Annotated in this window: 17 protein-coding genes; 9 read left to right on the top strand and 8 right to left on the bottom strand. The window is 70.8% G+C overall.

The window, feature by feature from the left end:
* Positions 1–101: 101 nt before the first annotated feature.
* The 6 genes from rsmG to rpmH all read right to left on the bottom strand — a co-directional run bounded on the left by rsmG (position 102) and on the right by rpmH (position 3377).
* On the bottom strand, positions 102–800 hold the full coding sequence (gene rsmG / locus ASG74_RS10875; RefSeq protein WP_082569658.1) for a 16S rRNA (guanine(527)-N(7))-methyltransferase RsmG: 699 nt from the start codon (positions 798–800) through the stop codon (positions 102–104).
* On the bottom strand, positions 797–1393 hold the full coding sequence (locus ASG74_RS10870; protein WP_082569657.1) for a Jag family protein: 597 nt from the start codon (positions 1391–1393) through the stop codon (positions 797–799). The genes rsmG and ASG74_RS10870 overlap by 4 nt, the downstream gene beginning before the upstream one ends.
* A gap of 90 nt (positions 1394–1483) precedes the next feature.
* Complete coding sequence (gene yidC / locus ASG74_RS10865; RefSeq protein WP_056142690.1) at positions 1484–2497, bottom strand: membrane protein insertase YidC; 1014 nt, start codon at positions 2495–2497, stop codon at positions 1484–1486.
* Between the two features lie 66 nt (positions 2498–2563).
* Positions 2564–2857: a membrane protein insertion efficiency factor YidD gene (yidD, locus tag ASG74_RS10860; protein ID WP_056143525.1), complete on the bottom strand. Its 294-nt coding sequence runs from the start codon at positions 2855–2857 to the stop codon at positions 2564–2566.
* Between the two features lie 2 nt (positions 2858–2859).
* Positions 2860–3231 carry a ribonuclease P protein component gene (gene rnpA, locus ASG74_RS10855; protein ID WP_056142687.1) on the bottom strand — a complete coding sequence of 124 codons (372 nt, stop codon included), beginning with the start codon at positions 3229–3231 and terminating at the stop codon, positions 2860–2862.
* A gap of 8 nt (positions 3232–3239) precedes the next feature.
* Positions 3240–3377, bottom strand: coding sequence for a 50S ribosomal protein L34 (rpmH, locus tag ASG74_RS10850; protein WP_035938086.1), 138 nt, complete (start codon positions 3375–3377; stop codon positions 3240–3242).
* A 400-nt stretch (positions 3378–3777) separates the two neighbouring features.
* On the opposite strand from rpmH, the gene dnaA reads away from it, so the two are divergent.
* From dnaA to ASG74_RS10825, 5 genes are all read left to right on the top strand, one after another.
* Positions 3778–5325, top strand: coding sequence for a chromosomal replication initiator protein DnaA (gene dnaA / locus ASG74_RS10845; protein WP_056143522.1), 1548 nt, complete (start codon positions 3778–3780; stop codon positions 5323–5325).
* Positions 5326–6046: 721 nt separating this feature from the next.
* On the top strand, positions 6047–7180 hold the full coding sequence (gene dnaN / locus ASG74_RS10840; protein WP_056142684.1) for a DNA polymerase III subunit beta: 1134 nt from the start codon (positions 6047–6049) through the stop codon (positions 7178–7180).
* A gap of 50 nt (positions 7181–7230) precedes the next feature.
* Positions 7231–8361 (top strand): phosphogluconate dehydrogenase (NAD(+)-dependent, decarboxylating), encoded by a 1131-nt coding sequence (gene gnd / locus ASG74_RS10835; protein WP_056142683.1) that lies wholly within the window; start codon positions 7231–7233, stop codon positions 8359–8361.
* A 10-nt stretch (positions 8362–8371) separates the two neighbouring features.
* On the top strand, positions 8372–9580 hold the full coding sequence (recF, locus tag ASG74_RS10830; protein WP_056142680.1) for a DNA replication/repair protein RecF: 1209 nt from the start codon (positions 8372–8374) through the stop codon (positions 9578–9580).
* Positions 9581–9659: 79 nt separating this feature from the next.
* Positions 9660–10157, top strand: a complete 498-nt coding sequence (locus ASG74_RS10825) for a DUF721 domain-containing protein (RefSeq protein WP_156465357.1) — start codon at positions 9660–9662, stop codon at positions 10155–10157.
* Between the two features lie 30 nt (positions 10158–10187).
* Here the strand turns inward: ASG74_RS10825 and ASG74_RS10820 are convergent, their stop codons facing one another.
* Positions 10188–11723, bottom strand: a complete 1536-nt coding sequence (locus tag ASG74_RS10820) for a hypothetical protein (RefSeq protein WP_056142674.1) — start codon at positions 11721–11723, stop codon at positions 10188–10190.
* Between the two features lie 115 nt (positions 11724–11838).
* Here ASG74_RS10820 and ASG74_RS10815 point away from each other — a divergent pair, with 115 nt between their 5' ends.
* The 3 genes from ASG74_RS10815 (at position 11839) to ASG74_RS10805 (ending at position 17124) form a co-directional block, all read left to right on the top strand.
* Positions 11839–13278, top strand: coding sequence for a protealysin inhibitor emfourin (locus ASG74_RS10815; protein ID WP_056142672.1), 1440 nt, complete (start codon positions 11839–11841; stop codon positions 13276–13278).
* A 127-nt stretch (positions 13279–13405) separates the two neighbouring features.
* Entirely contained in the window at positions 13406–16300 is a 2895-nt protein-coding gene (locus ASG74_RS10810; protein ID WP_056142670.1) for an alpha/beta fold hydrolase, read from the top strand.
* Positions 16297–17124 carry an ABC transporter permease gene (locus ASG74_RS10805; RefSeq protein ID WP_056142666.1) on the top strand — a complete coding sequence of 276 codons (828 nt, stop codon included), beginning with the start codon at positions 16297–16299 and terminating at the stop codon, positions 17122–17124. The genes ASG74_RS10810 and ASG74_RS10805 overlap by 4 nt, the downstream gene beginning before the upstream one ends.
* Here ASG74_RS10805 and ASG74_RS10800 read toward each other — a convergent pair.
* Positions 17117–19684 (bottom strand): AMP-binding protein, encoded by a 2568-nt coding sequence (locus ASG74_RS10800; protein WP_056142664.1) that lies wholly within the window; start codon positions 19682–19684, stop codon positions 17117–17119. The genes ASG74_RS10805 and ASG74_RS10800 overlap by 8 nt on opposite strands.
* 86 nt (positions 19685–19770) lie before the next feature.
* On the opposite strand from ASG74_RS10800, the gene ASG74_RS10795 reads away from it, so the two are divergent.
* A complete protein-coding gene (locus tag ASG74_RS10795; protein ID WP_056143519.1) occupies positions 19771–20808 on the top strand; it encodes an extracellular solute-binding protein in 1038 nt (345 codons plus the stop codon).
* Positions 20809–20816 lie beyond the last annotated feature (8 nt).

Below are 20816 nucleotides of genomic sequence, written 5' to 3'. Positions count from 1 at the left end.
ATGGGACGGCGGCGAACCGCCCCTGACGTGCGACGGCGACAACGGAAGCAAACCAAGCGACCCCCGGGTTCAAGAGAACACAGGGGCCGCTGGTGACGGAGCTACTTCTTGGGGCGTCTCTTGGGCTGGAAGGTCAGGTCCAGTGTCAGGGTGGGCTCGGCGATGACGGAGGTCCCGTGCTCGGTAAGGGTGGCGTCGACGAGGCCGAGCTTGGTGAGGTCGCGGCGGTCGGCATCGAGCTCCTCTTGGGCGGAGCGGCCCTTCATCGCGACGAGGGTTCCTCGTCCCTCGAGCAGGGGAACGCACCAGCGCGCGAGCTTGGCGATACGGGCGACGGCGCGGGCGGTGACCCACGGAGCGGACAGGGTGCCGACGAGCTCCTCGGCGCGCCCGCGGTGCACGGTCACGTTCTCGAGCCCCAGGTCGGCGACCGTGGCGGTGAGCCAGTCGGTGCGGCGCTGCATCGGCTCCACGAGGTGAAGGTCCAGGTCGGGGCGGGCGATGGCCAGGGCGATGCCGGGCAGGCCGGCCCCGGAGCCGACGTCGATCAGCTTGGCGTTCTGCGGGAACGCGTCCTCGATGACGGCACAGTTCAGCACGTGCCGCTCCCACAGGCGTGGGACCTCTCGGGGGCCGAGAAGCCCGTGGCTCACTCCCGTGTCGGCGAGGATCTCGACGAAGCGGGTGGCGGCGGGCAGCCCCTCCCCGAACACCTCAGCCGCACCCGAGGGTGCGGCTGGCGGTGATGCAGGCTCGGGAACCTCGTCCGAGGTTCCCGTTTCACGTGAAACATCGCTCACGCGGGCAGGACCACGACGTGGCGACGGGGCTCGACACCCTCGGACTCGGAGGAGAGGCCGGCGGCGAGGACCTCGTCGTGGACGACCTTGCGCTCGAATGCCGTCATCGAGTCCAGCGCGAGCTTCTCGCCGGAGTCCTTGACCGAGGCGATCGCGTCCTTGGCGATCTCGACGAGCTCGGCCCGGCGGCCGGCGCGGTGACCCGCGACGTCGAGCATGAGGCGGCTGCGGTGGCCGGTGGCCGACTGCACGGCGAGGCGGGTGAGCTCCTGGAGGGCGTCGAGCACCTTCGCGTTGTCACCGACGAGCCGACGGGGGACGCGCCCCTCCTCGGAGTCGACGATGGCCACAGCTGCTCGGTCACCGTCGATGTCGACGTCGATGTCGCCGTCGAGGTCGCAGATGTCGAGCAGGCTCTCGAGGAAGTCGGCAGCAACCTCGCCCTCCTTCTCGAGGTCCGCGGGGGCCCCCCTGTCCGCGGGGGCCGCCACGTCGCCGCCCTCGGGGGGCGCCTCGACGGCGTCGGTCGGCATGGCATCGTCCTCGGGCGTGGGGGCCGAGCCGCTGTTCTGGGTGTCCGTCACGTCACTCATCTGGTTGTTCCTCTCGTGGCGGCCGACGTCGTGGTCGGCCGGTCCGGCGCCGTATCGTCGCAGGTCAGAGCCTGATACGGCACAGTGGGGTCAGTTCTCGGTCTGGGCCTTCTTCTTGGGCGTGGGGGTGACCGCCGTCGCGCCCTTCTTCTTCGCGCGCTTCTTGCTCTTGGGCTGGACGCGCTGGGCGGACCGCTCCGCCGCGGCCTCTGCCTCGGCGGCCTCTGCGGCCTTGCGCTCGGCCTCACCGGGGATGGGCTTGCCGCGCTTGGCCAGCCGCTCGTGCAGCGCCTTCTCGGCCGCCGAGCCGGGTGCCGGCATCTTCCGGATCACGTAGAACTGCTGCACCATCGACCACACGTTGGTGGTGAACCAGTAGAGCAGGACGCCGATGGGGAAGTTGATGCCCGAGACGGCGAAGACGACCGGCATGACGTACATGATCATCTTCTGCTGCTTGGCGAACGGGTTGTCCAGGGCGGACGCCGGCATGTTCTTGGTCATGAGCTGGCGCTGCGTGGTGAACGTCGTGGCCGACATGAGCAGGATGAGCAGGATCGTGACGACCTTGGTGGTCGTCGTCTCGGCGCCGATGAACTTGTCCGAGAGCTGCGCGCCAAAGAGCGTTGCCGACTCGGCCTGGGACGCGACGGTCTGGGTGATCGGGCCGATCTTGTCGTGGGTGCCGGCACCGATGTCGTCGAGGTTGTTGAGGACCCGGAAGAGACCGAAGAAGAACGGGGACTGCACGAGGATCGGCAGGCACGAGGAGAACGGGTTCGTGCCCTCCTTGCGGTAGAGCGCCATCGTCTCCTGGGTCATCGCCTGGCGGGACTCAGGGTCGCTCTTGCCCTTGTACTTCTTCTGGATCTTCTGCAGCTCGGGCTGGATCATCTGCATCTTGCGCGAGGCGTTGATCTGCTTGACGAACAGCGGAATCATCGCGGCACGCATGACGAGCACGAGGCCGATGATCGACAGGCCCCACGCCAGGCCGGACGCCGGGTCGAGGCCCAGGCTCGTGAAAACCTGGTGGAATCCGTACATGATCCACGCGACGAGAACCTCGATCGGGTAGATCAGGCTCTGGAAAAAGTCTCCCATGCTGTCCTTCGGTTGTTCCGGCGTCTCTGCCGGAGTGGGCCCGCACCGTGCTGCTGTGCGTGCGGGTCAGGTGGTGGTTTCGTGGGGGATGTGGCGAGCGATGAGCTCGCCGTCATCGGGTTCGCCGGGCAGGGCCGGCACGTGGTCGACGCCGCCGGCCGCCCAGGGGTGACACCTGCCCAACCGCCGGAGCGTGAGCCAGGTTCCCCGGAAGGCTCCGTGGCGACTGAGGGCGGTCACGGCATACGCGGAGCAGGAGGGGAAGTAGCGGCAGGTGGCGGGCCGCATCGGTGAGACGACGAGCTGGTAGGCACGAACGAGCCACACGATCGGCTTGGCAATGATCTGTCCCAGGGACATGATCACGCCGTCCCAGACGCTGCTGTGCGGCGAACGGCCCTGTGCAGCAACGGTTTCAGCGCCGACTCGAGCTCTGCGAACGTGGCCTGCGAGGCAGCCGCCTGCGCCCGGACCACGACGTCAACGCCATCCGGTATGCCGGCCAGCTCGGCTGCCACTACGGCGCGCAGTCGGCGCTTGGTCCGGTTACGGACGACCGCGTTGCCCACGGCCTTGGACACGACGAAACCGACCCGCGGCGGGAGTCCCGCACGAGAGTCGGTCACGTTGGCGTGCACCACGAGGATCCTCGATCCCGCTCGCGCCGCACCAGGGGAACGGATCGCCGACGCGAAGTCCGACCGCGTCCGCAGTCGGTTCGGCGCCGGCAGCACCGAAAGCCTCAGGCGGAGAGTTCGGAGCGGCCCTTGCGGCGACGGGCACCGAGGATGGCGCGACCCGCACGGGTGCGCATGCGCAGGCGGAAGCCGTGGGTCTTGGCCCGGCGACGGTTGTTGGGCTGGAACGTACGCTTGCTCACGGGAAATCTCTTCTCACGGGACGGACCCATACGGACGAACCGCATGGTCTGGCAGGTCTGGGTGGTGCTGGCCGAAGGCTGTGGGCAGGCGACAACGGCCGCCGCAACAGGCCTGTCCAAGGTACGGGAGAGCGGCATACCGGGTCAAACCCACGCGCCGCGGCCCCGCAAGGTGCGGCCAACCCCCTATGCTCTCACCTCACGGTGTCATCACCTGTGCGCGACACGCGGACGGTCGACGCCCGGGACGGGATTCGGAAGGCGTTCGGGTTGCCGCGGAGCCACCCCCTTGTTAGCGTCACCCCGCATACCCACAGACTGTGGACAACCCTGTGGACACTCGTAGGGCCACGCAGGCGGACGACGGAAAGGTTGGGGTGATCAGGTGCCGGACGCCTCGATGGACCAGATCTGGCGCACGACCCTCGACGCCCTCGACTCCGACGGCATCCCCGTTCAGCAACGAGCGTTCCTCTCCCTGGCCAAGCTCGTCGGCCTGCTCGACGAGACCGCCCTGATCGCTGTCCCGAACGACTTCACCAAGGACATCGTCGAGACGCGGCTGCGCGACCGGGTGACCGAGACGCTGCGCAGCCAGCTGGGCCACGACGTCCGCCTCGCCGTCACGGTGGATCCCTCACTGGGTGATGCCCCGGTGCTCGTCCCTGCCGGCGACGCGGACTTGGTGGCCGCCCCCCACGCTGCCGGGCCGCCGGGTCCCGCACCGACCTCGGCGACCGAGCCGGCCCCCACCGACGGTGACGGGCGCCGTGCCGAGCGTCGCGCGGAGCTCGACGGCATCGCCCTGGTCGAGGACGACGAGGACGAACGCCGCGACCACGCCTCCGTCGCTCGCACCCGCTCGCCGGGTGCCCTGCGACCGCGCCCCGGAGCCACCGTTCCCGAGCAGGTCGAGCTGACCCGGCTCAACCCGAAGTACACGTTCGACACCTTCGTCATCGGCGCGAGCAACCGCTTCGCCAACGCGGCGGCCCTCGCGGTTGCCGAGACCCCCGCCAAGGCCTACAACCCGCTGTTCATCTACGGCGAGTCCGGTCTGGGCAAGACGCACCTGCTGCACGCCATCGGCCACTACGCGCGCAACCTCTTCCCCCACGTCAAGGTGCGCTACGTGAACTCCGAGGAGTTCACCAACGACTTCATCAACAGCATCCGCGACGACAAGGCCGCGAACTTCCAGCGCCGCTACCGCGACGTCGACGTGCTCCTCATCGACGACATCCAGTTCCTCCAGGGCAAGGTGCAGACACAGGAGGAGTTCTTCCACACGTTCAACACGCTGCACAACGCCAACAAGCAGGTCGTCATCACGAGCGACCTGCCGCCCAAGCTGCTCAGCGGCTTCGAGGAGCGCATGCGCAGTCGGTTCGAGTGGGGCCTCATGACCGACGTCCAGCCCCCGGACCTCGAGACCCGCATCGCGATCCTGCGCAAGAAGGCCGCCCAGGAGCGGCTCAGCGTCCCCGACGACGTGCTCGAGTTCATCGCCTCGCGAATCACGACCAACATCCGCGAGCTCGAGGGCGCCCTCATCCGCGTCACCGCCTTCGCCAGCCTCAACCGTCAGCCGGTCGACATCTCGCTCGCCGAGATCGTGCTCAAGGACCTCATCCCGCACGACTCCGCCAACCAGATCACCAGCGCGACGATCATGGCGCAGACCGCGGCCTACTTCGGCCTCACCCTCGAGGACCTCCAGGGCCAGTCGCGCTCGCGCGTCCTCGTCACCGCGCGACAGATCGCGATGTACCTGTGCCGCGAGCTCACCGACCTCTCCCTGCCCAAGATCGGGCAGCAGTTCGGTGGCCGCGACCACACCACGGTCATGCACGCCGACAAGAAGATCCGCCAGCTCATGGCCGAGCGACGCGCGATCTACAACCAGGTGACCGAGCTGACCAACCGGATCAAGCAGCAGTCCCGCTGACCCAGCTCCCCCCGCACTGATGGCCCGTGTGGCCCGCTGCGAGGGCAACGAGTCACTGGCCCAACGGGCCATCAGTGCGGACCTGGTCGAGTTGTCCACAGGGCAATCCACACCTGTGGGCACCGCGCCACCCATTCGTCACTTCGGCTGGCCCGCCGGGGCCACGAGGCAGCCCATCCACGGGTTGTGGAGATCCCTGTGGACAACTCGACCCTGTGGACAACGTGGGGACGAGGTGGGGACACCGTGGGGACAGGCGAAAGGTGCTTTTCGTCCCCAACCCCTGTGGACAACTGTGGACGAACACCCCGGGAGGGTGGACGACAGGTGTCGCCACGGTGGACGGGCTCGCACGCCGTTGCGGCCGTCAACAGGCGGCGCCGAACCCTCCACATGCCGTCCACCGGTCGTCCACGTGATCGATGGTGCGCTGACCTGCAGGAACACCGAGTTGTCCACAGGATCCACACCTCCTACAACTCTGACGAGATCCCCCTATCACTGGTCCTGCCCCGATGACCTGCCTGTGGAACTGCGACCCGGGGATCCCTTCTCGACCTCGGATCGAGCAGGCCGAACGACAACTTCCATCTCGGGTGTCCCCGCTCCCGTCCGTGCACTAATGTCATCTGTCCCGCGTGCCTGCGCACCCCAGCGCCCACCCGGGACGCCCACTTCTGTTCTGCCAGCTGCACCACACACACAGTTAGGTCGGTATGCCGTGAAGTTCCGCGTCGAGCGCGAAGTCCTTGCCGAGGCGGTCACCTGGGTCGCCCGCGGACTTCCCGCGCGCCCTCCCGTGCCCGTCCTCGCCGGCATCCTCATCGAGGCCAACGAGGAGGGGACGGTGACGCTGTCGGCCTTCGACTACGAGGTCTCCGCCCGCCTCACGGTGGCCGCCGAGGTCGCCGAGTCCGGCACGGTGCTCGTCCTGGGCCGCCTGCTCGCCGACATCTCGCGCAACCTGCCCAACAAGCCGGTCGACGTCGAGGTCCAGGGCTCCAAGGTCCAGGTTGTCTGCGGCTCGAGCCGCTTCAGCCTCCTGCAGATGCCCTCCGACGACTACCCGACTCTGCCGACCTCGCCCGAGCCCAGCGGCTCCATCGACGGGCACCTCTTCACCCAGGCCGTCAGCCAGGTCTCGGTGGCAGCAGACCGCGGTGACACCCTGCCGATCCTCACCGGCGTGCGCGTCGAGATCGAGGGCGACAAGATGACCCTCCTCGCCACCGACCGCTACCGCCTGGCCATGCGCGAGCTGACCTGGAACCCCACCGACAGCGCCGCGAGCCACATCGTCCTCGTCCCGGCCCGCACCCTGGCCGACACGGCGCGCTCGCTCGGAGCCTCGGGGTCGATCGAGGTCGCTCTGGGCTCGGCTGCAGGTGGCGACGGGCTCGTCGGCTTCGAGGCCGGCTCCCGCCGCACGACCACCCGTCTGCTCGACGGTGAGTACCCCAAGGTCAGCTCGATCTTCCCGACGACCTCCGACACCGAGTCCGTCGTCAACACCGCCGAGCTCGTCGAGGCCGTCAAGCGCGTCGCCCTCGTCGCCGAGCGCAACACCCCGGTGCGACTGCGCTTCACCGAGGGCCAGGTCGCCATCGAGGCGGGAACCGGCGAGGACGCCCAGGCGAGCGAGGCCGTCGAGGCCACGCTCACCGGACCAGACGTCGAGGTCGCCTTCAACCCCGGGTTCCTCCTCGACGGCCTCGGTGCGGTCGGCACCGAGTTCAGCCGGCTCTCCTTCACCCAGCCGTCGCGGCCGGCCGTCCTGAGCGGGCAGGCCGAGGCCGACGGCGAGGCTGACACGAGCTACCGCTACGTCATCATGCCGGTGCGGTTCGCGAGCTGAGCGGCGTAGCCTGCAGAAACAGCACCGTCCGTCACGTGAAGGGGTAGTCAATGCAACTGGGACTCATCGGGCTCGGCAAGATGGGTGGCAACATGCGCGAGCGCATCCGCCGCGCAGGCCACGAGGTCGTGGGCTACGACCGCAACCCCGACGTCTCGGACGTCAAGACCCTCGCCGCGCTCGTCAAGAAGCTCGATGCCCCACGCGTGGTCTGGGTGATGGTCCCCTCCGGTGACCCCACCCGCGAGACGGTGGCCAAGCTCGGTGAGCTGCTCGACAAGGGCGACCTCATCATCGACGGTGGCAACAGCCGCTTCACCGACGACATCGAGAACGAGAAGCTGCTCAAGGGCAAGGGCGTCGGTTATGTCGACTGCGGTGTCTCCGGTGGCATCTGGGGCCTCGAGAACGGCTACGGCCTCATGGTCGGTGGCACCAAGTCCAACGTCGCCAAGGCGATGCCCATCTTCGACGCCCTGCGCCCCGAGGGCCCGCGCGACGAGGGCTTCGTCCATGCCGGCGACGTCGGCGCCGGCCACTACGTCAAGATGGTGCACAACGGCATCGAGTACGGCCTGATGCACGCCTATGCCGAGGGCTTCGAGCTCCTCGAGAAGAAGGACATCGTCAAGGACGTCCCGGGCTCGTTCAAGGCGTGGAGCCGTGGCACCGTCGTGCGCTCCTGGCTGCTCGACCTCATGGTCAAGGCGCTCGAGGAGAACCCGCAGCTCGACGACGTGTCGGACTACACCGCCGACTCCGGCGAGGGCCGTTGGACCGTCGAGGAGGCCATCGCCAACTCCGTGCCGATGCCCGTCATCTCCGCCTCCTTGTTCGCCCGCTTCGCCTCACGCCAGAAGTCCTCGCCCACGATGCAGGCGGTCGCGGCACTGCGAGGACAGTTCGGTGGCCACCAGGTCATGACGGTGGACGAGGGTGAGACGCTGCGCGACGAAGCGGCCAAGGGTCCGCGCTCGGCGCCTGCCTCCAAGGCCAAGGCCGCCCGCCACGAGAAGCCCACCAAGAGCGCCCCCGAGGCAGCGGACAAGGGACGCGAGGCCGCGAAGGCGGGCCCGTCCTCGGGTTCGGGCTCGACCGGTGCCTCCGCTCCGACGTCCGGGACCGGCTCCACGCGCTCCGGCTCGACGCGCAAGCGCACCAAGAGCGCCACGAAGTCCTGAGGGGACCCCGGTGTTCGTCCGGCACCTCACCGTCGGCGACTTCCGCAGCTACCCGAGCGCCGAGCTCCCGCTCGAGCCCGGGATCACGACGTTCGTCGGCCTCAACGGCCAGGGCAAGACCAACCTCGTCGAGGCGATCGGCTACCTCGCCTCCCTGTCGTCGCACCGGGTGGCCAACGACGCTCCCCTCGTGCGGTTCGGCGCGGCGCAGGCCATCATCCGTGCCGCGGTGGTGCGTGACGGGCGCGAGTCGATGGTCGAGCTCGAGATCACGCCGGGGCGGGCCAACCGGGCACGGCTCAACAAGTCACCCCTGACCCGCACCCGTGACGTGCTGGGGCAGGTCCGCACTGTGCTCTTCGCGCCCGAGGACCTCGCGCTCGTCAAGGGCGACCCGTCGGAGCGGCGGCGCTTCCTCGACGAGCTGCTCGTGGCCCGCCAGCCCCGCTGGGCCGGCGCCCGTGGTGACTATGACCGGATCCTCAAGCAGCGCAACGCCCTGCTGAAGTCCGCCGCCCCCGTGCTGCGCGGTCGCGGCAAGCAGCGCAGACCGCTGCGCTCCGACGAACAGGCCGCGGACGTCGTGTCGCAGCGTGAGGCGGCACTGCACACCCTCGACGTCTGGAACGCCCAGCTCGCCCAGGTCGCGGCCCCCCTGCTCTATGCCCGGCTGCGGCTGCTGCGCGACCTCGGGCCCCTGCTCGGCAAGGCCTACGACGAGGTGAGTGCCGGCCAGTCGGACGCCCGGGTGAGCTACAAGGCGTCGCTGCGTGAGGAGTTCGCGGGCCGGATCGCCGCGGGCGAGGTGCCCGAGCTCGACGAGATCCACGCCGAGCTGCTCGAGACCTTCGCGCAGGTGCGCGCCCAGGAGATCGAGCGCGGCGTGACCCTCGTCGGGCCGCACCGCGATGACGTCGTGCTCACGCTCGGCGAGCTGCCCGCCAAGGGCTACGCCAGCCACGGCGAGAGCTGGAGCTTCGCGCTGGGACTCAAGCTCGCGGCATACCACCTGCTCCGTCACGACCTCGGGGACGACCCCGTCCTCATCCTCGACGACGTCTTTGCCGAGCTCGACGCCGGACGGCGCGAGCGCCTGGCCGCCATGGTCGCCGACTGCGAGCAGGTGCTCATCACCGCTGCCGTGGAGGCGGACGTGCCGTCCGAGCTGCGAGGACGCACGTATGCCGTGTCGCTGGGTGAGGTGACCGCGCGTGGCTGAGGAACCCCATCCCGTTGCAGGACAGGCTGGTTCGGCCGACGGCGAGAATCCGGGCACCGCCGACGTTTCACGTGAAACCGTGGGAGACCTGGAGAGTGCGCCGGCCGACGCGCTGGCCCGGGCGCGCGCCGCGGCCCGCTCCCGGGGTCTGCGACCCGGCGTCAAGCCGAAACGTCGCTTCAAGGACGTGCCCGACGGGATGGGCGGGCGCAAGAACGGCCGGGACCCGATGCTCCTGGGCGAGGAGCTCGACGCCTTCGTGAGCGAGCGTGGATGGAAGGTCGATGTTGCCGTCGGAGCGGTTCTCGGGCGGTGGCCCACGATCGTCGGCGAGGAAGTGGCCCAGCACTGCCAGCCGGTGGAGTTCGTCGACACCGTGCTCACGGTGCGGGCGGACTCCACGGCGTGGGCGACGAACCTGCGCCTGATGTCGGCCACGCTCATGGGGACGTTGGCGCGAGAGGTCGGTGAGGGCACGGTGACCTCGATCCGGGTCGTCGGCCCCAGCGCTCCGTCCTGGTCCAAGGGGATGCGGCGCGTGCAGGACGGCCGGGGTCCGCGCGACACCTACGGCTGAGCCGGAACGGATGCCCCGGGTCGTGGACGCCTACTGGTAGGAGACGAACGACGGGCGTGGGTGGACGAGCTCCAGCGTCTGCTCGACGGTGAGCATGGGCCTGTCCTCGTCCTCGAAGTTCTTCCAGCCGAGCCAGACGCCGTCGGGCAGGTTGCGGCGCAACGCCTTCCAGGTCTCCTGCTTCTCGGACTGGGTTCCCTGGCCGTCGGCGTGCACCAACCACTGGATCTCATCGAGGGAGGTGTCGAGGCGCTCGCGGTCTCGGATCATCCGCAGGTTGAACTGGTGAAGCGTGAGGACCTTGGGCGGCAGGTCGTGGGCACGCACGAGCCCGGCGAGCCAGGCTCCGACCTCGTTGACCTCCTCGATGCCGACCGACCCGATCTGCTTGAGGTGCACCTGGTCGGGCTTGAGACGCCACTCGGGGTCGAGGGCGAGCCCCACCCACGGCCGGACGAGCAGCTCCTCGTAGGCCTTGGCCTGGGTGAGGAAGTCCGAACGGCCCGGCTGGAGGTCGAGCACGACGTAGACACCGGCGTTCTCCGCGGCCTCGATCCACGGGAGCAGCTCGCTCCTGCGGGTGCGGGTCGAGTAGGAGCCGTCGCCCCTGACGCTCGAGGCGATGGTCGCGATGAGCTCGAAGGCCGGGACGACGACCGTGTCGGTGAGCGCGGCGTACTCCTTCGCCAGGGCCCGGGCCCGCACCACGGACTCGCGAGCCGACTGCTCACCGAGCATCCCCAGGTCGGCGGTGTGCGGATGACCGTAGAGCGCGACCATCATCCGGTCCGGGAAGGGCACGAGCCCGCCACCGGGGAGCTCGGAGGCGTGCGTCGTCGTGCGCACCCGTTGGGCGAAGACCTCTTCCGCGCCGAACCTCGCGCCCACGGCGAGCACCGGTGCCTTCGGCCGGGTGGTCAGCGCCGCGCGCACCTGTGCGGAGCGGCGGATGTCGGGCGCGGCCACGGCGAGCGGCGTGGCGCCCACGGCGTGCAGCAGCGGCGCGAGGGCGGCCGGGAGCGTGGTGCCCTCGAGCAGCAGGACGGTCGCCGCGTCCGTGGGCGGCTCGAGTGGCAGGCCCGCGACCTCGGGCACGCCGTCGCCGGCCGGGCCCTCGACCACCTCGCGCTTCCCGAACTCGTCGGGCACGGCGGCGGGGTCGGGCGACTGGGGTGAGCGGCCGGCATACCGGATGACCGTGCGGGTGCCGAGCCGGTCGAGCTCGCCGACGAGCTCGGGTCCGGCGACCAGCAGGGGCACGCCGAGGCGCCGGGCCGTTGCTGCTCCCGCGGTGATGTCGGTCTCGTGTGTCGAGGTCACGACGACCGCGCTCGCCCGCTCGAGCAGGAGACGCGTCGCGGCGACCGTGACCGCGGCAGGGGTTCCCTTCGGGTCCACCACAGCGGCGGCTCCCGCCGTGCTCACGGTCAGCTCGTGGGGGGCTTTCGCGCTGGAGCTGTCGCCGGGGCTGTGGCTGGAGCACGCGGTGACCGTGCCGGTCGCGACGACCACGACCGCTGCACCGGCCGACTGCAGGACGGTACGGCGGGGAAGGCGCGTGGTCATGGACGTTCCGTGATTCCTGGGGCGAGAGGTGGAGCGGCGGGGCAGCAACCGCTGACTCCTCAAGGGTGACACGTTCCGGCGAGCGCCTGTCGGAGGTCGGGGTCAAGATGGAGGCATGACTTCGCAACCAGCCTCCCCGAGCCAGGGCTCCGCTCCGGTGTTCTGCGGCATCGTGCCGCCCTACCTGCTCCAGGCGCTCGCGACGTCGGGCGACCCCCGCATCGAGGAGCGTGCTCGCGAGACGCTGCGCCTCGACCTCTTCCGCTACGAGCAGCACGCACGCGAGCACTCGCTGCGCGCCACGGGTGAGGGGGTGAGCCGGCGGGCGACCCGCGCCACCACGGAGGCACCCAACCGCGTCATCCATGACGCGCAGGGCTCGACGACCTTGCCGGGCAGGCAGGTGCGGGCCGAGGGCGAGGGCGCGAGCGATGACACCGCGGTCAACGAGGCCTACGACGGGCTGGGCGCGACCTGGGAGCTGTGGCACGCGGCCTACGACCGCAACTCGCTGGACGACAAGGGACTGGGCCTCGTCGCGAGCGTGCACTACAGCCAGAGGTACGACAACGCCTTCTGGGACGGCTCGCAGATGGTGTTCGGTGACGGTGACGGCCAGGTCTTCCTCGGGTTCACCCGCAGCCTCGACGTCATCGGGCACGAGCTGGCGCACGGCGTCACGCAGTACACCTCGGGCCTGAACTACCAGGACCAGGCGGGCGCCCTCAACGAGCACGTCTCCGACGTCTTCGGGATCCTCGTCAAGCAGCGCGCCCTGGGTCTGGACGCCGCGCAGTCCGACTGGCTCATCGGCGCCGAGCTCCTCGCCCCAGGCGTCAAGGGGGTGGGTCTGCGGTCGATGAAGGCGCCCGGCACGGCGTACGACGACCCGCGCCTGGGCAAGGACCCCCAACCCGCGCACATGCGCGACTTCGTCGTCACCGACGACGACAACGGTGGCGTCCACATCAACTCCGGCATCCCCAACCGTGCGTTCCACCTCGTGGCCACCGCACTGGGCGGCAACGCCTGGGAGGTCGCCGGTGCCATCTGGTATGCCGCGGTGACCGGTGACATCAAGGCGGACTGCGACTTCGCGACCTTTGCCGACCTCACCGTGGCCGCGGCGGTCACCGTCCACGGCGAGGACTCCGTGCAGGCCGAGGCGGTGAGGTCGGCCTGGCGCGAGGTCGGTGTCACGCAGGGCGCCGACACACCCACGCCCGCGCCGGCTCCGGGATCCGAGCCGGCCCCCGCGCCGGCCTCGCCGCAGACCCCGCAGCAGGTGCAGGTCCGCCGCACCGGTGGCTTCGCCGGCATCGTGAGGGAGCGCAGCGTCGTCCTCGACGAGCTGCCGGAGCCCGACGCGTCGGCGTGGCGAGGACTGCTGGCGGGTCCGACGCCGGAGCTCCAGGCCTACGCCGGCGGACACGTGCAGCCCGACCGCTTCTGCTACGGCGTCAGCTGCGACCTCCCCCCACTCGAGCTGACGATCCAGGAGCCGGCGCTGCCCGACCACGTCCGCGAGCTGTTCGACCGGACCCTCGAGGCCTGACCCGACCGGCCGCACCGGCCACGAGAAGGCTGGGCAGGGCGCGGAACACCGCGCGTCGGTGAAGCGTTCGACGAGTGCGGGCCGTAGACCGGCAGGCCCACCCGATGTCGTCGCGAGAGGATGAGCCATGCAGCGGCTCGCTCAGGCCCGACGTCGGGGCGCCGTCCTCGCCGCGGCCGTCCCGCTGCTCGCCGGCCTCGCGCTCGTCCTGACCCCCGGCGTCAGTGCCTCGGCCGCGTCGGGACTCTCCCTCGCTCCCGCGGCCTCGACAACCTCCGAGGTGAGGACGAGCGACCAGATGGTCGACGTCGGTCCAGAGGCCGATGGCACCCCTGTCCGGCTCGACACCCGCCTCTACCTGCCGGCCGGCTCGGCGCCACGGCCGGCAGTGCTCCTCGCCCACGGCTTCGGGGGCTCCAAGGAGTCAGTGGATGCGGAGGCACGGACGTACGCGGCCGACGGCAACGTCGTCCTCACCTTCACCGCCCGCGGCTTCGGTCGCTCCGGCGGGTTGATCCACCTCGACTCCCCCGACTTCGAGATCGCCGACGGCCGCGTCCTGCTCGACCTGCTCGCGTCTCGCCCAGAGGTGAGGCGCGACGGCGCCGGTGACCCCCGGGTCGCGGTCGCGGGCGGCTCCTACGGTGGCGCCTTCGCGCTCATGCTGGCCGGCGCTGACCCCCGCGTCGACGCCACGGTCGCCGCCATCACGTGGAACGACCTCGCCAGTGCCCTCTTCCCCCAGGGTGCGCGGGACAGCTCCACCCCCGGGCCCTACAAGCAGCTCTGGGGTGCCCGGTTCTTCGGCGCGAGCGTCGACGGGGCCCTCGGCGCCACGGGCGGCGCAGCTGCGACAGGTGCAGCAGGTGGGAGCAGCGCGGGCGCGGCAGGTGCGAGCAGTGCCGGCGCTGCGGCTGCCGCAAAGCCCTCCGACCTGCTCTGCGGACGGTTCGAGGTCACCCTCTGCCGGCAGCTGCAGGACGCCGCGGAGAACGGCCGGCCCAGCGCTGCCCTCGCCGCGACCCTGCGCCGCAACAGCCCGCAGGCGAGCATCAGCAGGGTCACGGCGCCGACCCTGCTCGTCCAGGGTGAGGCGGACACCCTCTTCGGGCTGGACCAGGCCGATGCCAACGCCGCAGGCCTGGCCTCCGCCGGAACCCGCCACGCCGTGCGGTGGACCGACGGGGGCCACGACGGCCCGTCGTCCAACCCGAGTCTCGACGAGGAGGCCGGCCGGACCTGGGTCCGCACCTACCTCGCCGGTACACGGACCGACCCCCTGCCGGTGCCGGCCTTCACCTACTCGCTGCCCGTCCCCCGCGGCACCGACTCCGCGCCGGTCGCGACCCTCGACACCTACCCGGGTCTGCGCGGTGGAACCGAGAAGGTGTCGCTGAAGGCCCCTCAGGAGCCGTCCGTCCTCCTCACTCCGCCCGGCGGGCAGCCGAGCTCGATGACCTCGATCCCCGGTTTGGGCACCTCCGGGCTGCCGACCTATCGGCTCGCGGCGCTGCCCGGCATGTCGGCCGCCTTCGACAGCACCGTTCTCGACCGATCGTTCACGGTCGTCGGCTCGCCGAGCGTGCGGCTGAGCGTCACCTCGACCGGCACGGAGGCAACGCTGTTCGTCTCGCTCTGGCGGGTCGAGGGCTCGGACGCCGTGCAGCAGCGGGCGCTCACCACCCCGGTCCGGGTGGCGCTTGCACCGGGGAAGGCCACCGACGTCACCGTCGACCTGCCGGCCTCCGTCTGGTCGATGGCCGCCGGAAGCCAGTGGCGGGTGCTCGTCACGTCGACCGACAGCTCGTTCACCACCCCTCGCCAGGCCCGGGCCGACCGGATCAGCCTCGCGGCCCCCGTGCTCACCGTCCCCACGGCGCAGGGCCGGATCCTTGCCTCGTCCACCGATCGAGACACCGAGTCGATCGCGCTGGCCGCAGGCATCGCGGCCCTGCTCGCCGTCATCGCCGCGTCCGCGCTCCTGCGCCGTCGACGCCGCCACCGCGAGGCAGTCCGTGACGACCTCGCCGACGTCCCCCTCGTCGTCGACCGGCTCGTCAAGACCTACGCCGACGGCCACCGGGCCGTCGATGACGTCTCCTGGCGCGCCGAGCGCGGCCAGGTCGTCGGACTCCTCGGGCCCAACGGTGCCGGCAAGACGACGACCATGCGCATGATGCTCGGGCTCATCTCCCCCGACTCCGGCACGGTGCACGTCCTCGGCCGCCCTGTCCACCCCGGCTCCGAGGTGCTGGGCCGGGTCGGGGCACTCGTCGAGGGTCCCGGCTTCCTCCCCCACCTCACCGGCCGCCAGAACCTCGAGGCCTACTGGGCCGCGACCGGCCGGCCGATGGCCGAGGCGAGCATGGACGAGGCCCTCGGCGTCGCCGCGCTCGGTGGTGCGCTCGACCGCCCGGTCCGCACCTACAGCCACGGCATGAAGCAGCGGCTCGGCATCGCCCAGGCCATGCTCGGCCGGCCCGAGGTGCTCTTCCTCGACGAGCCGACCAACGGTCTCGACCCGCCCCAGATCGCGGCCATGCGCCCGATCCTGCAGTCGTATGCCGCGACCGGCCGCACCGTCGTCGTCTCCAGCCACCTCCTTGCCGAGGTCGAGCTGACGTGCAGCCACGTCGTCGTCATGAACGCCGGCCGGGTCGTCACCGCCGGCCCCGTGTCCGAGCTGCTCTCGAGCGAGGACACGACCGTCTTCGAGCTTGCCCCGGGAGCCTCGCTCGCCCCGGCGCGGGCCGCGCTCGCGGGGGCGGACGGCATACGCTCGGTCGAGGTCGTCGACGACCCCACCAAGCCCATGGTCACCGTCGTCTCCGACCTCCCCCGCGAGGCGCTCGTGCGCGTCGTGGTCGACTCCGGCGCGCAGGTCGTCGGCGTCGGCAGCCGCCGCCACCTCGAGGAGGTCTTCCTCGGGGTCATCGCCTCCTCGCAGGGCCCGGCGGACGGCAGCGACGGAGACGGCGATGGCTCGATGGTCGAGCGACTTCGACAGGTGCGTGCCCGATGAGCAGCAAACCCCTGTCGTGGCGGGCGGAGCTGCGCCGCCAGCTCGGCCGGCGACGCACGCTGTGGATGATCGCCATCGTCGTCGCTCTGCCACTCGTCCTCGTCGCCGCGTTCTCGCTCGACGACAGCCCGGGGCGTCCGGGCGACCCCACCGTGCGGCTCGTCGACCTCGCGACCGGTGGGGGTCCGAACTTCACGGTCTTCGCCTTCGTCGTGTCCGCGGAGCTGCTGCTCTTCATCGTGGCGGCGCTCTTCGCCGGTGACCCGGTGCCCGCCGAGGCGTCCTGGGCGTCCCTGCGCTACCTGCTCACCGCGCCGGTGTCGCGGGCGAGGCTGCTCACCAGCAAGCTCGTCATCGGGTTCCTCTCGACGGCGACGCTCGTCATCGCGCTGCCCGTGTGGTCCCTGGTCGTCGGGACCCTCGCCTACGGCCCTCAGCCCTTCAGCATCCTCGGCGGTGGCGAGCTGCCGTGGAGCGTGTGGCTGCCGCGGATGGCCGTCGCGGTGCTCTACGTCCTCGTCATGATTGCGCCCATCGGTGCCTTCTCGTTCTGGGTGGGCGTACGCAGCCAGACGCCGTTGGCGGCGGTGGGCGGCGCGCTCGTCCTGCTCATCGTCTCGGGCATCCTCGACTCGATCGACGCGCTCGGCGACTGGCGCAAGGCGCTGCCCGCCCACTACTCGCGGGCATGGCTCGACCTGCTCGTGTCCGGGCCGGTGGACTGGAGCGACCTGCGGCACGGGGTGCTGTGGGCGGTGCTCTACACCGTGCTCTTCCTCGCCCTGGGCTTCCGCCGCTTCCGCCGGCAGGACATCCTCAGCTGACGGGCGACGACGCCCTCGGGTGCACCACCCGCGTCGCCCGGGCTCCGACCCAGTGGGCCACCGGCTCGATGATCGGGCTCGAGCCGCGCCACGCGATCCAGCCGGTGAGCAGCGTGACGCCGGCACCGAGCGGGGAGTAGCCGACCCGGCCCATGACCTCCCACTGGACGAGGTAGATGAACAGCGACGCCGAGGCGATGGGCACGATGGCCGGCACGACGATCGCCGGCACCCTCACCGAGCGGACCCACAGCAGCACGAGCAGTCCCGCCGCCAGGGTCGCGTCGCGCACCGGGTCCGAGAAGAAGCCCGGGACGACCGCGAGCACGAAGGCCGTGAGCAGGATCCGCTGCCACCGACCCTGGCTGCGGGCCATCGCCCACCCCAGGACGAAGAGCCACAGGACCACCGCCGGCCGGCCGTTGACGTGGTGTGAGCCCACGTCGATGACCCCGTAGCGGAAGACCAGTGCGGCCAGTGCGAGCCCGAACGGCACGGCGAAGGGACGGGCCCGTTCGAGCCGGTCGAAGGCCGGCACGAGGAGCAGCACGGTGAGCCCGACGAGGATGTGGACGAGCGCCTCGACGAACCAGTAGCGCCACTGTGGGTGGACGTTGCTGCCCCCGATCGAGGTGAGCAGCAGCGGGTTCCAGACCGAGTAGCGCTCGTCGACGAGGAAGAGGACCCCGAGCCATGCCATTGCTGGCAGGGCGATGCGGGTCACCGACTCGAGCGCGTGCGCGACGCGCTCGCCCCGCGTGGCGCTGGAGAGCTGGAAGCGTGCGAACGCGAAGCCGGCGACGGCGAGGAGGACGTGCGCGCCACCCCGGATGTCGAGCACGCCCGCATGGGTGAGCACGATGACGGCGATGGCCACGCCGCGCAGGAGGACCGACGTCTCCAGCGAGCGCCACCGGTGCCACCACGGCACCGAGGGGGTGGGCTCGACCGCACTGGCGAGCTCGCGCACCGGGCGCACGTGCCACGACTCGGGGAGGCTGCCGAGCATGCCCTCCAGCCGGACCGACGCCTCGACGTAGGACAGCGAGTCGCCGCGCAGCGTGACGAACGAGTCGTCGAGAGTGGCCTCCGGCCGGTCGAGCAGCTCGGCATACAGCGCCCGCATCCTCTCGGGAAGGACCAGTCGGTCCGGGGTGGGGCAGGTGCCCTCGCCGAACGCGTCGACGAGCGCGGCCAGCGCCGGGCGGTCGACCTTGCCGGACGCCGTCCGCGGCACCTCACCGACGTCGGTGACGACGACGGCGGCGCGGGGGACGGCATACCGCTCGCTCACCTGGCGGCGCACCGCGGTGACGTCGACGGACCCCGCGTCCTGGATGGTCGCCACGAGCAGGCGGTCCCCGCCGTCCATGGCGTATGCCGTGCGCCCACCTCGGGTGAGGTCGCCCTCGACGCGGTCGAGGTCGATGCGCAGCCCGCAGACCTTGGCGAAGCGGCTGCGTCGTCCGACGACCTCGACGAGGCCGTCGGCGGTGAACCGGGCGAGGTCGCCGGTGTGCAGCGCCGTGACCTCCGGGCCGCGCGCGAGCTCGGCCGTCGACGAGGCGTAGCCCATCATGACGTTGCCGCCCTCGTAGACCAGCTCCCCGACACCGGCGGCCGCACCCTGGACGGGAGCGAGGGAGAAGTGACCGCCGCGGACGGCGACGCCGATGCTCGACGGGTTCTGTGCAGCGAGGTGGGTCGGCAGCGTGGCCATCCGGGCGGTCGCCTCGGTCTGGCCGTACATCACGAGCAGGTCGAACCCGCGCTCCTCGCCCAGTGCGAGCCAACGCCGGACGGCGGCAGGGTCCATCCGTCCGCCGGCCTGGGTGAGCAGGCGCAGGCGGGGCACGTCCATCGACGCGAAGCCGGCCGCGTCGAGCAGGTCGAACGTGTACGGGACCCCGGCGAGAGTGGAGACGCCGGCCTCCCGGAACGCCTCCCAGAAGCACGCGTCGACGACGGACAGGTCGGTGAGGAGCACCCCCGCGCCGACCGACAGGTGGCTGAGCAGGACGGACAGGCCGTAGCAGTAGTGCAGTGGCAGGCTGCTCGCGCCGACGTCGTCGGCACCGAGCCCGAGGGCGTCGACGATCTGCTCGGCGTTGCAGTCGAGGTTGGCCGCACTCAGGCGAACCAGCTTGGGGGACCCCGTGCTGCCCGACGTCGAGAGCAGGAGCGCAAGGTCGGGGTGCAGGTCATGGGCACTGCCCTCGCGTCGCGCCTCCAGCTCGGCCCCGCGGGCGACGACGTCGGGGTCCCACGCCCGGGCGAGAGCGGCACCACCGTCCGGCGCCGTGAGGATGACCGGGTGGCCCCCACCGAGGGCGGCGAGCAGGGTGACGACGCTCTCGACGTCGTTGCCCATCTCGAGCAGGACGAGCCGTGGGGTCCTGCCCAGCACGGCCCAGCGCGCGTCCACGCGAGCCGCGAGGACGGCATACGACATCGTCTGCATCGCCGACCCCTCGACCCACCGCAGCGCGACCGCGTCACCGAAGGACCGCAGCCGCCCGACCAGGGCGGGGCGGTGCTGGGGCAGGACGGGAGCCTTCACACCGCAGGATGATAGGGGGATTTGGACAGGCTTACCTAACTTGAGCAAGAATGCAGCGTCAGCTGTCCCCCTCCCAGGAGTCCTCCGTGCCCCCTCGTCGCCTTCCCCGTGCCGGCCTCGCCGGTCTCGTCGCCGCCGCCACCGTCCTGCCCCTCGCCGGCTGCGGCGTCCTCGGGATCGGTGGCAGCAATGCCGACCTCCAGATCTACTCGGCGCGGCACTACGACCTCGAGGGTGCGTTCAAGGAGTTCACCGACGAGACCGGGGTGAGCGTCGAGTTCATCTCGGGCAGCGACGCCGAGCTCCTGCAGCGGATCAAGGCCGAGGGCGCCGACGGTGAGGCCGACGTCTTCATGACCGTCGACGCCGGCAACCTCTGGAACGCCGCGGAGCAGGGCGTGCTCCGCCCGCTCGACTCGGCCGCACTGACAGAGGCCGTCCCCGAGGACCTGCGCGACAGCGGCAACCAGTGGTTCGGCCTCGCGATGCGGGCCCGCACGACGATGTACAACCCCGACAAGGTCTCGCCCGCGGACTTCGACAAGACGAACACGTATGCCGGTCTCGCCGACCCGAAGTGGAAGGACCGCCTCTGCATGCGCGACGCCACCTCGGCCTACACGCAGAGCCTCGTCGCGAGCCTCATCGGCCTCGAGGGCCGCGACAAGACACTCGCCACCGTCAAGGGCTGGGTCGCCAACGGTGTGGACATCAAGTCCAACGACGTCGAGCTGCTCAAGGCGATCGACGCCGGGAGCTGCGACGTCGGCATCACGAACCACTACTACCTCGCCCGCGAGCTCAAGAAGAACCCGGACCTCAAGGTCAAGCCGTTCTGGGCCTCGCAGTCCGGCGCCGGCACGCACGTCAACATCTCCGGTGCGGGCGTGGTCAAGACCTCGGACAACGCTGCCCAGGCCCAGCAGCTGATCGAGTGGCTGGCCACCAAGGGGCAGAGCTCGTTCGTCGACGGCAACCACGAGTACCCCGTCAACCCGAGCGTGGAGCCCGAGCCCCTCATCGCGGGCTTCGGGGAGTTCAAGCGCATGCCGATCTCCGCGGAGGCCTACGGCTCCGAGAACGCCGACGCGGTCAAGCTCCTCGCCGAGGCCGGCTACAAGTGAGCGGTGGC

The sequence above is a fragment of the Knoellia sp. Soil729 genome (assembly GCF_001427985.1).
In the GTDB taxonomy this organism is placed as follows: domain Bacteria; phylum Actinomycetota; class Actinomycetes; order Actinomycetales; family Dermatophilaceae; genus Knoellia.
Note: the sequence above shows the minus strand (reverse complement) of the source record. Positions and strands in the feature narration are given on the sequence as shown.

Excerpts from the sequence above, each read along its gene's own strand:
- yidD (WP_056143525.1), bottom strand. The coding sequence starts at position 2,857 with ATGTCCCTGGGACAGATCATTGCCAAGCCGATCGTGTGGCTCGTTCGT.
- ASG74_RS10815 (WP_056142672.1), top strand. The coding sequence starts at position 11,839 with ATGACTTCGCAACCAGCCTCCCCGAGCCAGGGCTCCGCTCCGGTGTTC.
- ASG74_RS10805 (WP_056142666.1), top strand. The coding sequence starts at position 16,297 with ATGAGCAGCAAACCCCTGTCGTGGCGGGCGGAGCTGCGCCGCCAGCTC.
- ASG74_RS10870 (WP_082569657.1), bottom strand. The coding sequence starts at position 1,393 with ATGAGTGACGTGACGGACACCCAGAACAGCGGCTCGGCCCCCACGCCC.
- dnaA (WP_056143522.1), top strand. The coding sequence starts at position 3,778 with ATGGACCAGATCTGGCGCACGACCCTCGACGCCCTCGACTCCGACGGC.
- gnd (WP_056142683.1), top strand. The coding sequence starts at position 7,231 with ATGCAACTGGGACTCATCGGGCTCGGCAAGATGGGTGGCAACATGCGC.
- ASG74_RS10810 (WP_056142670.1), top strand. The coding sequence starts at position 13,406 with ATGCAGCGGCTCGCTCAGGCCCGACGTCGGGGCGCCGTCCTCGCCGCG.
- yidC (WP_056142690.1), bottom strand. The coding sequence starts at position 2,497 with ATGGGAGACTTTTTCCAGAGCCTGATCTACCCGATCGAGGTTCTCGTC.
- ASG74_RS10820 (WP_056142674.1), bottom strand. The coding sequence starts at position 11,723 with ATGACCACGCGCCTTCCCCGCCGTACCGTCCTGCAGTCGGCCGGTGCA.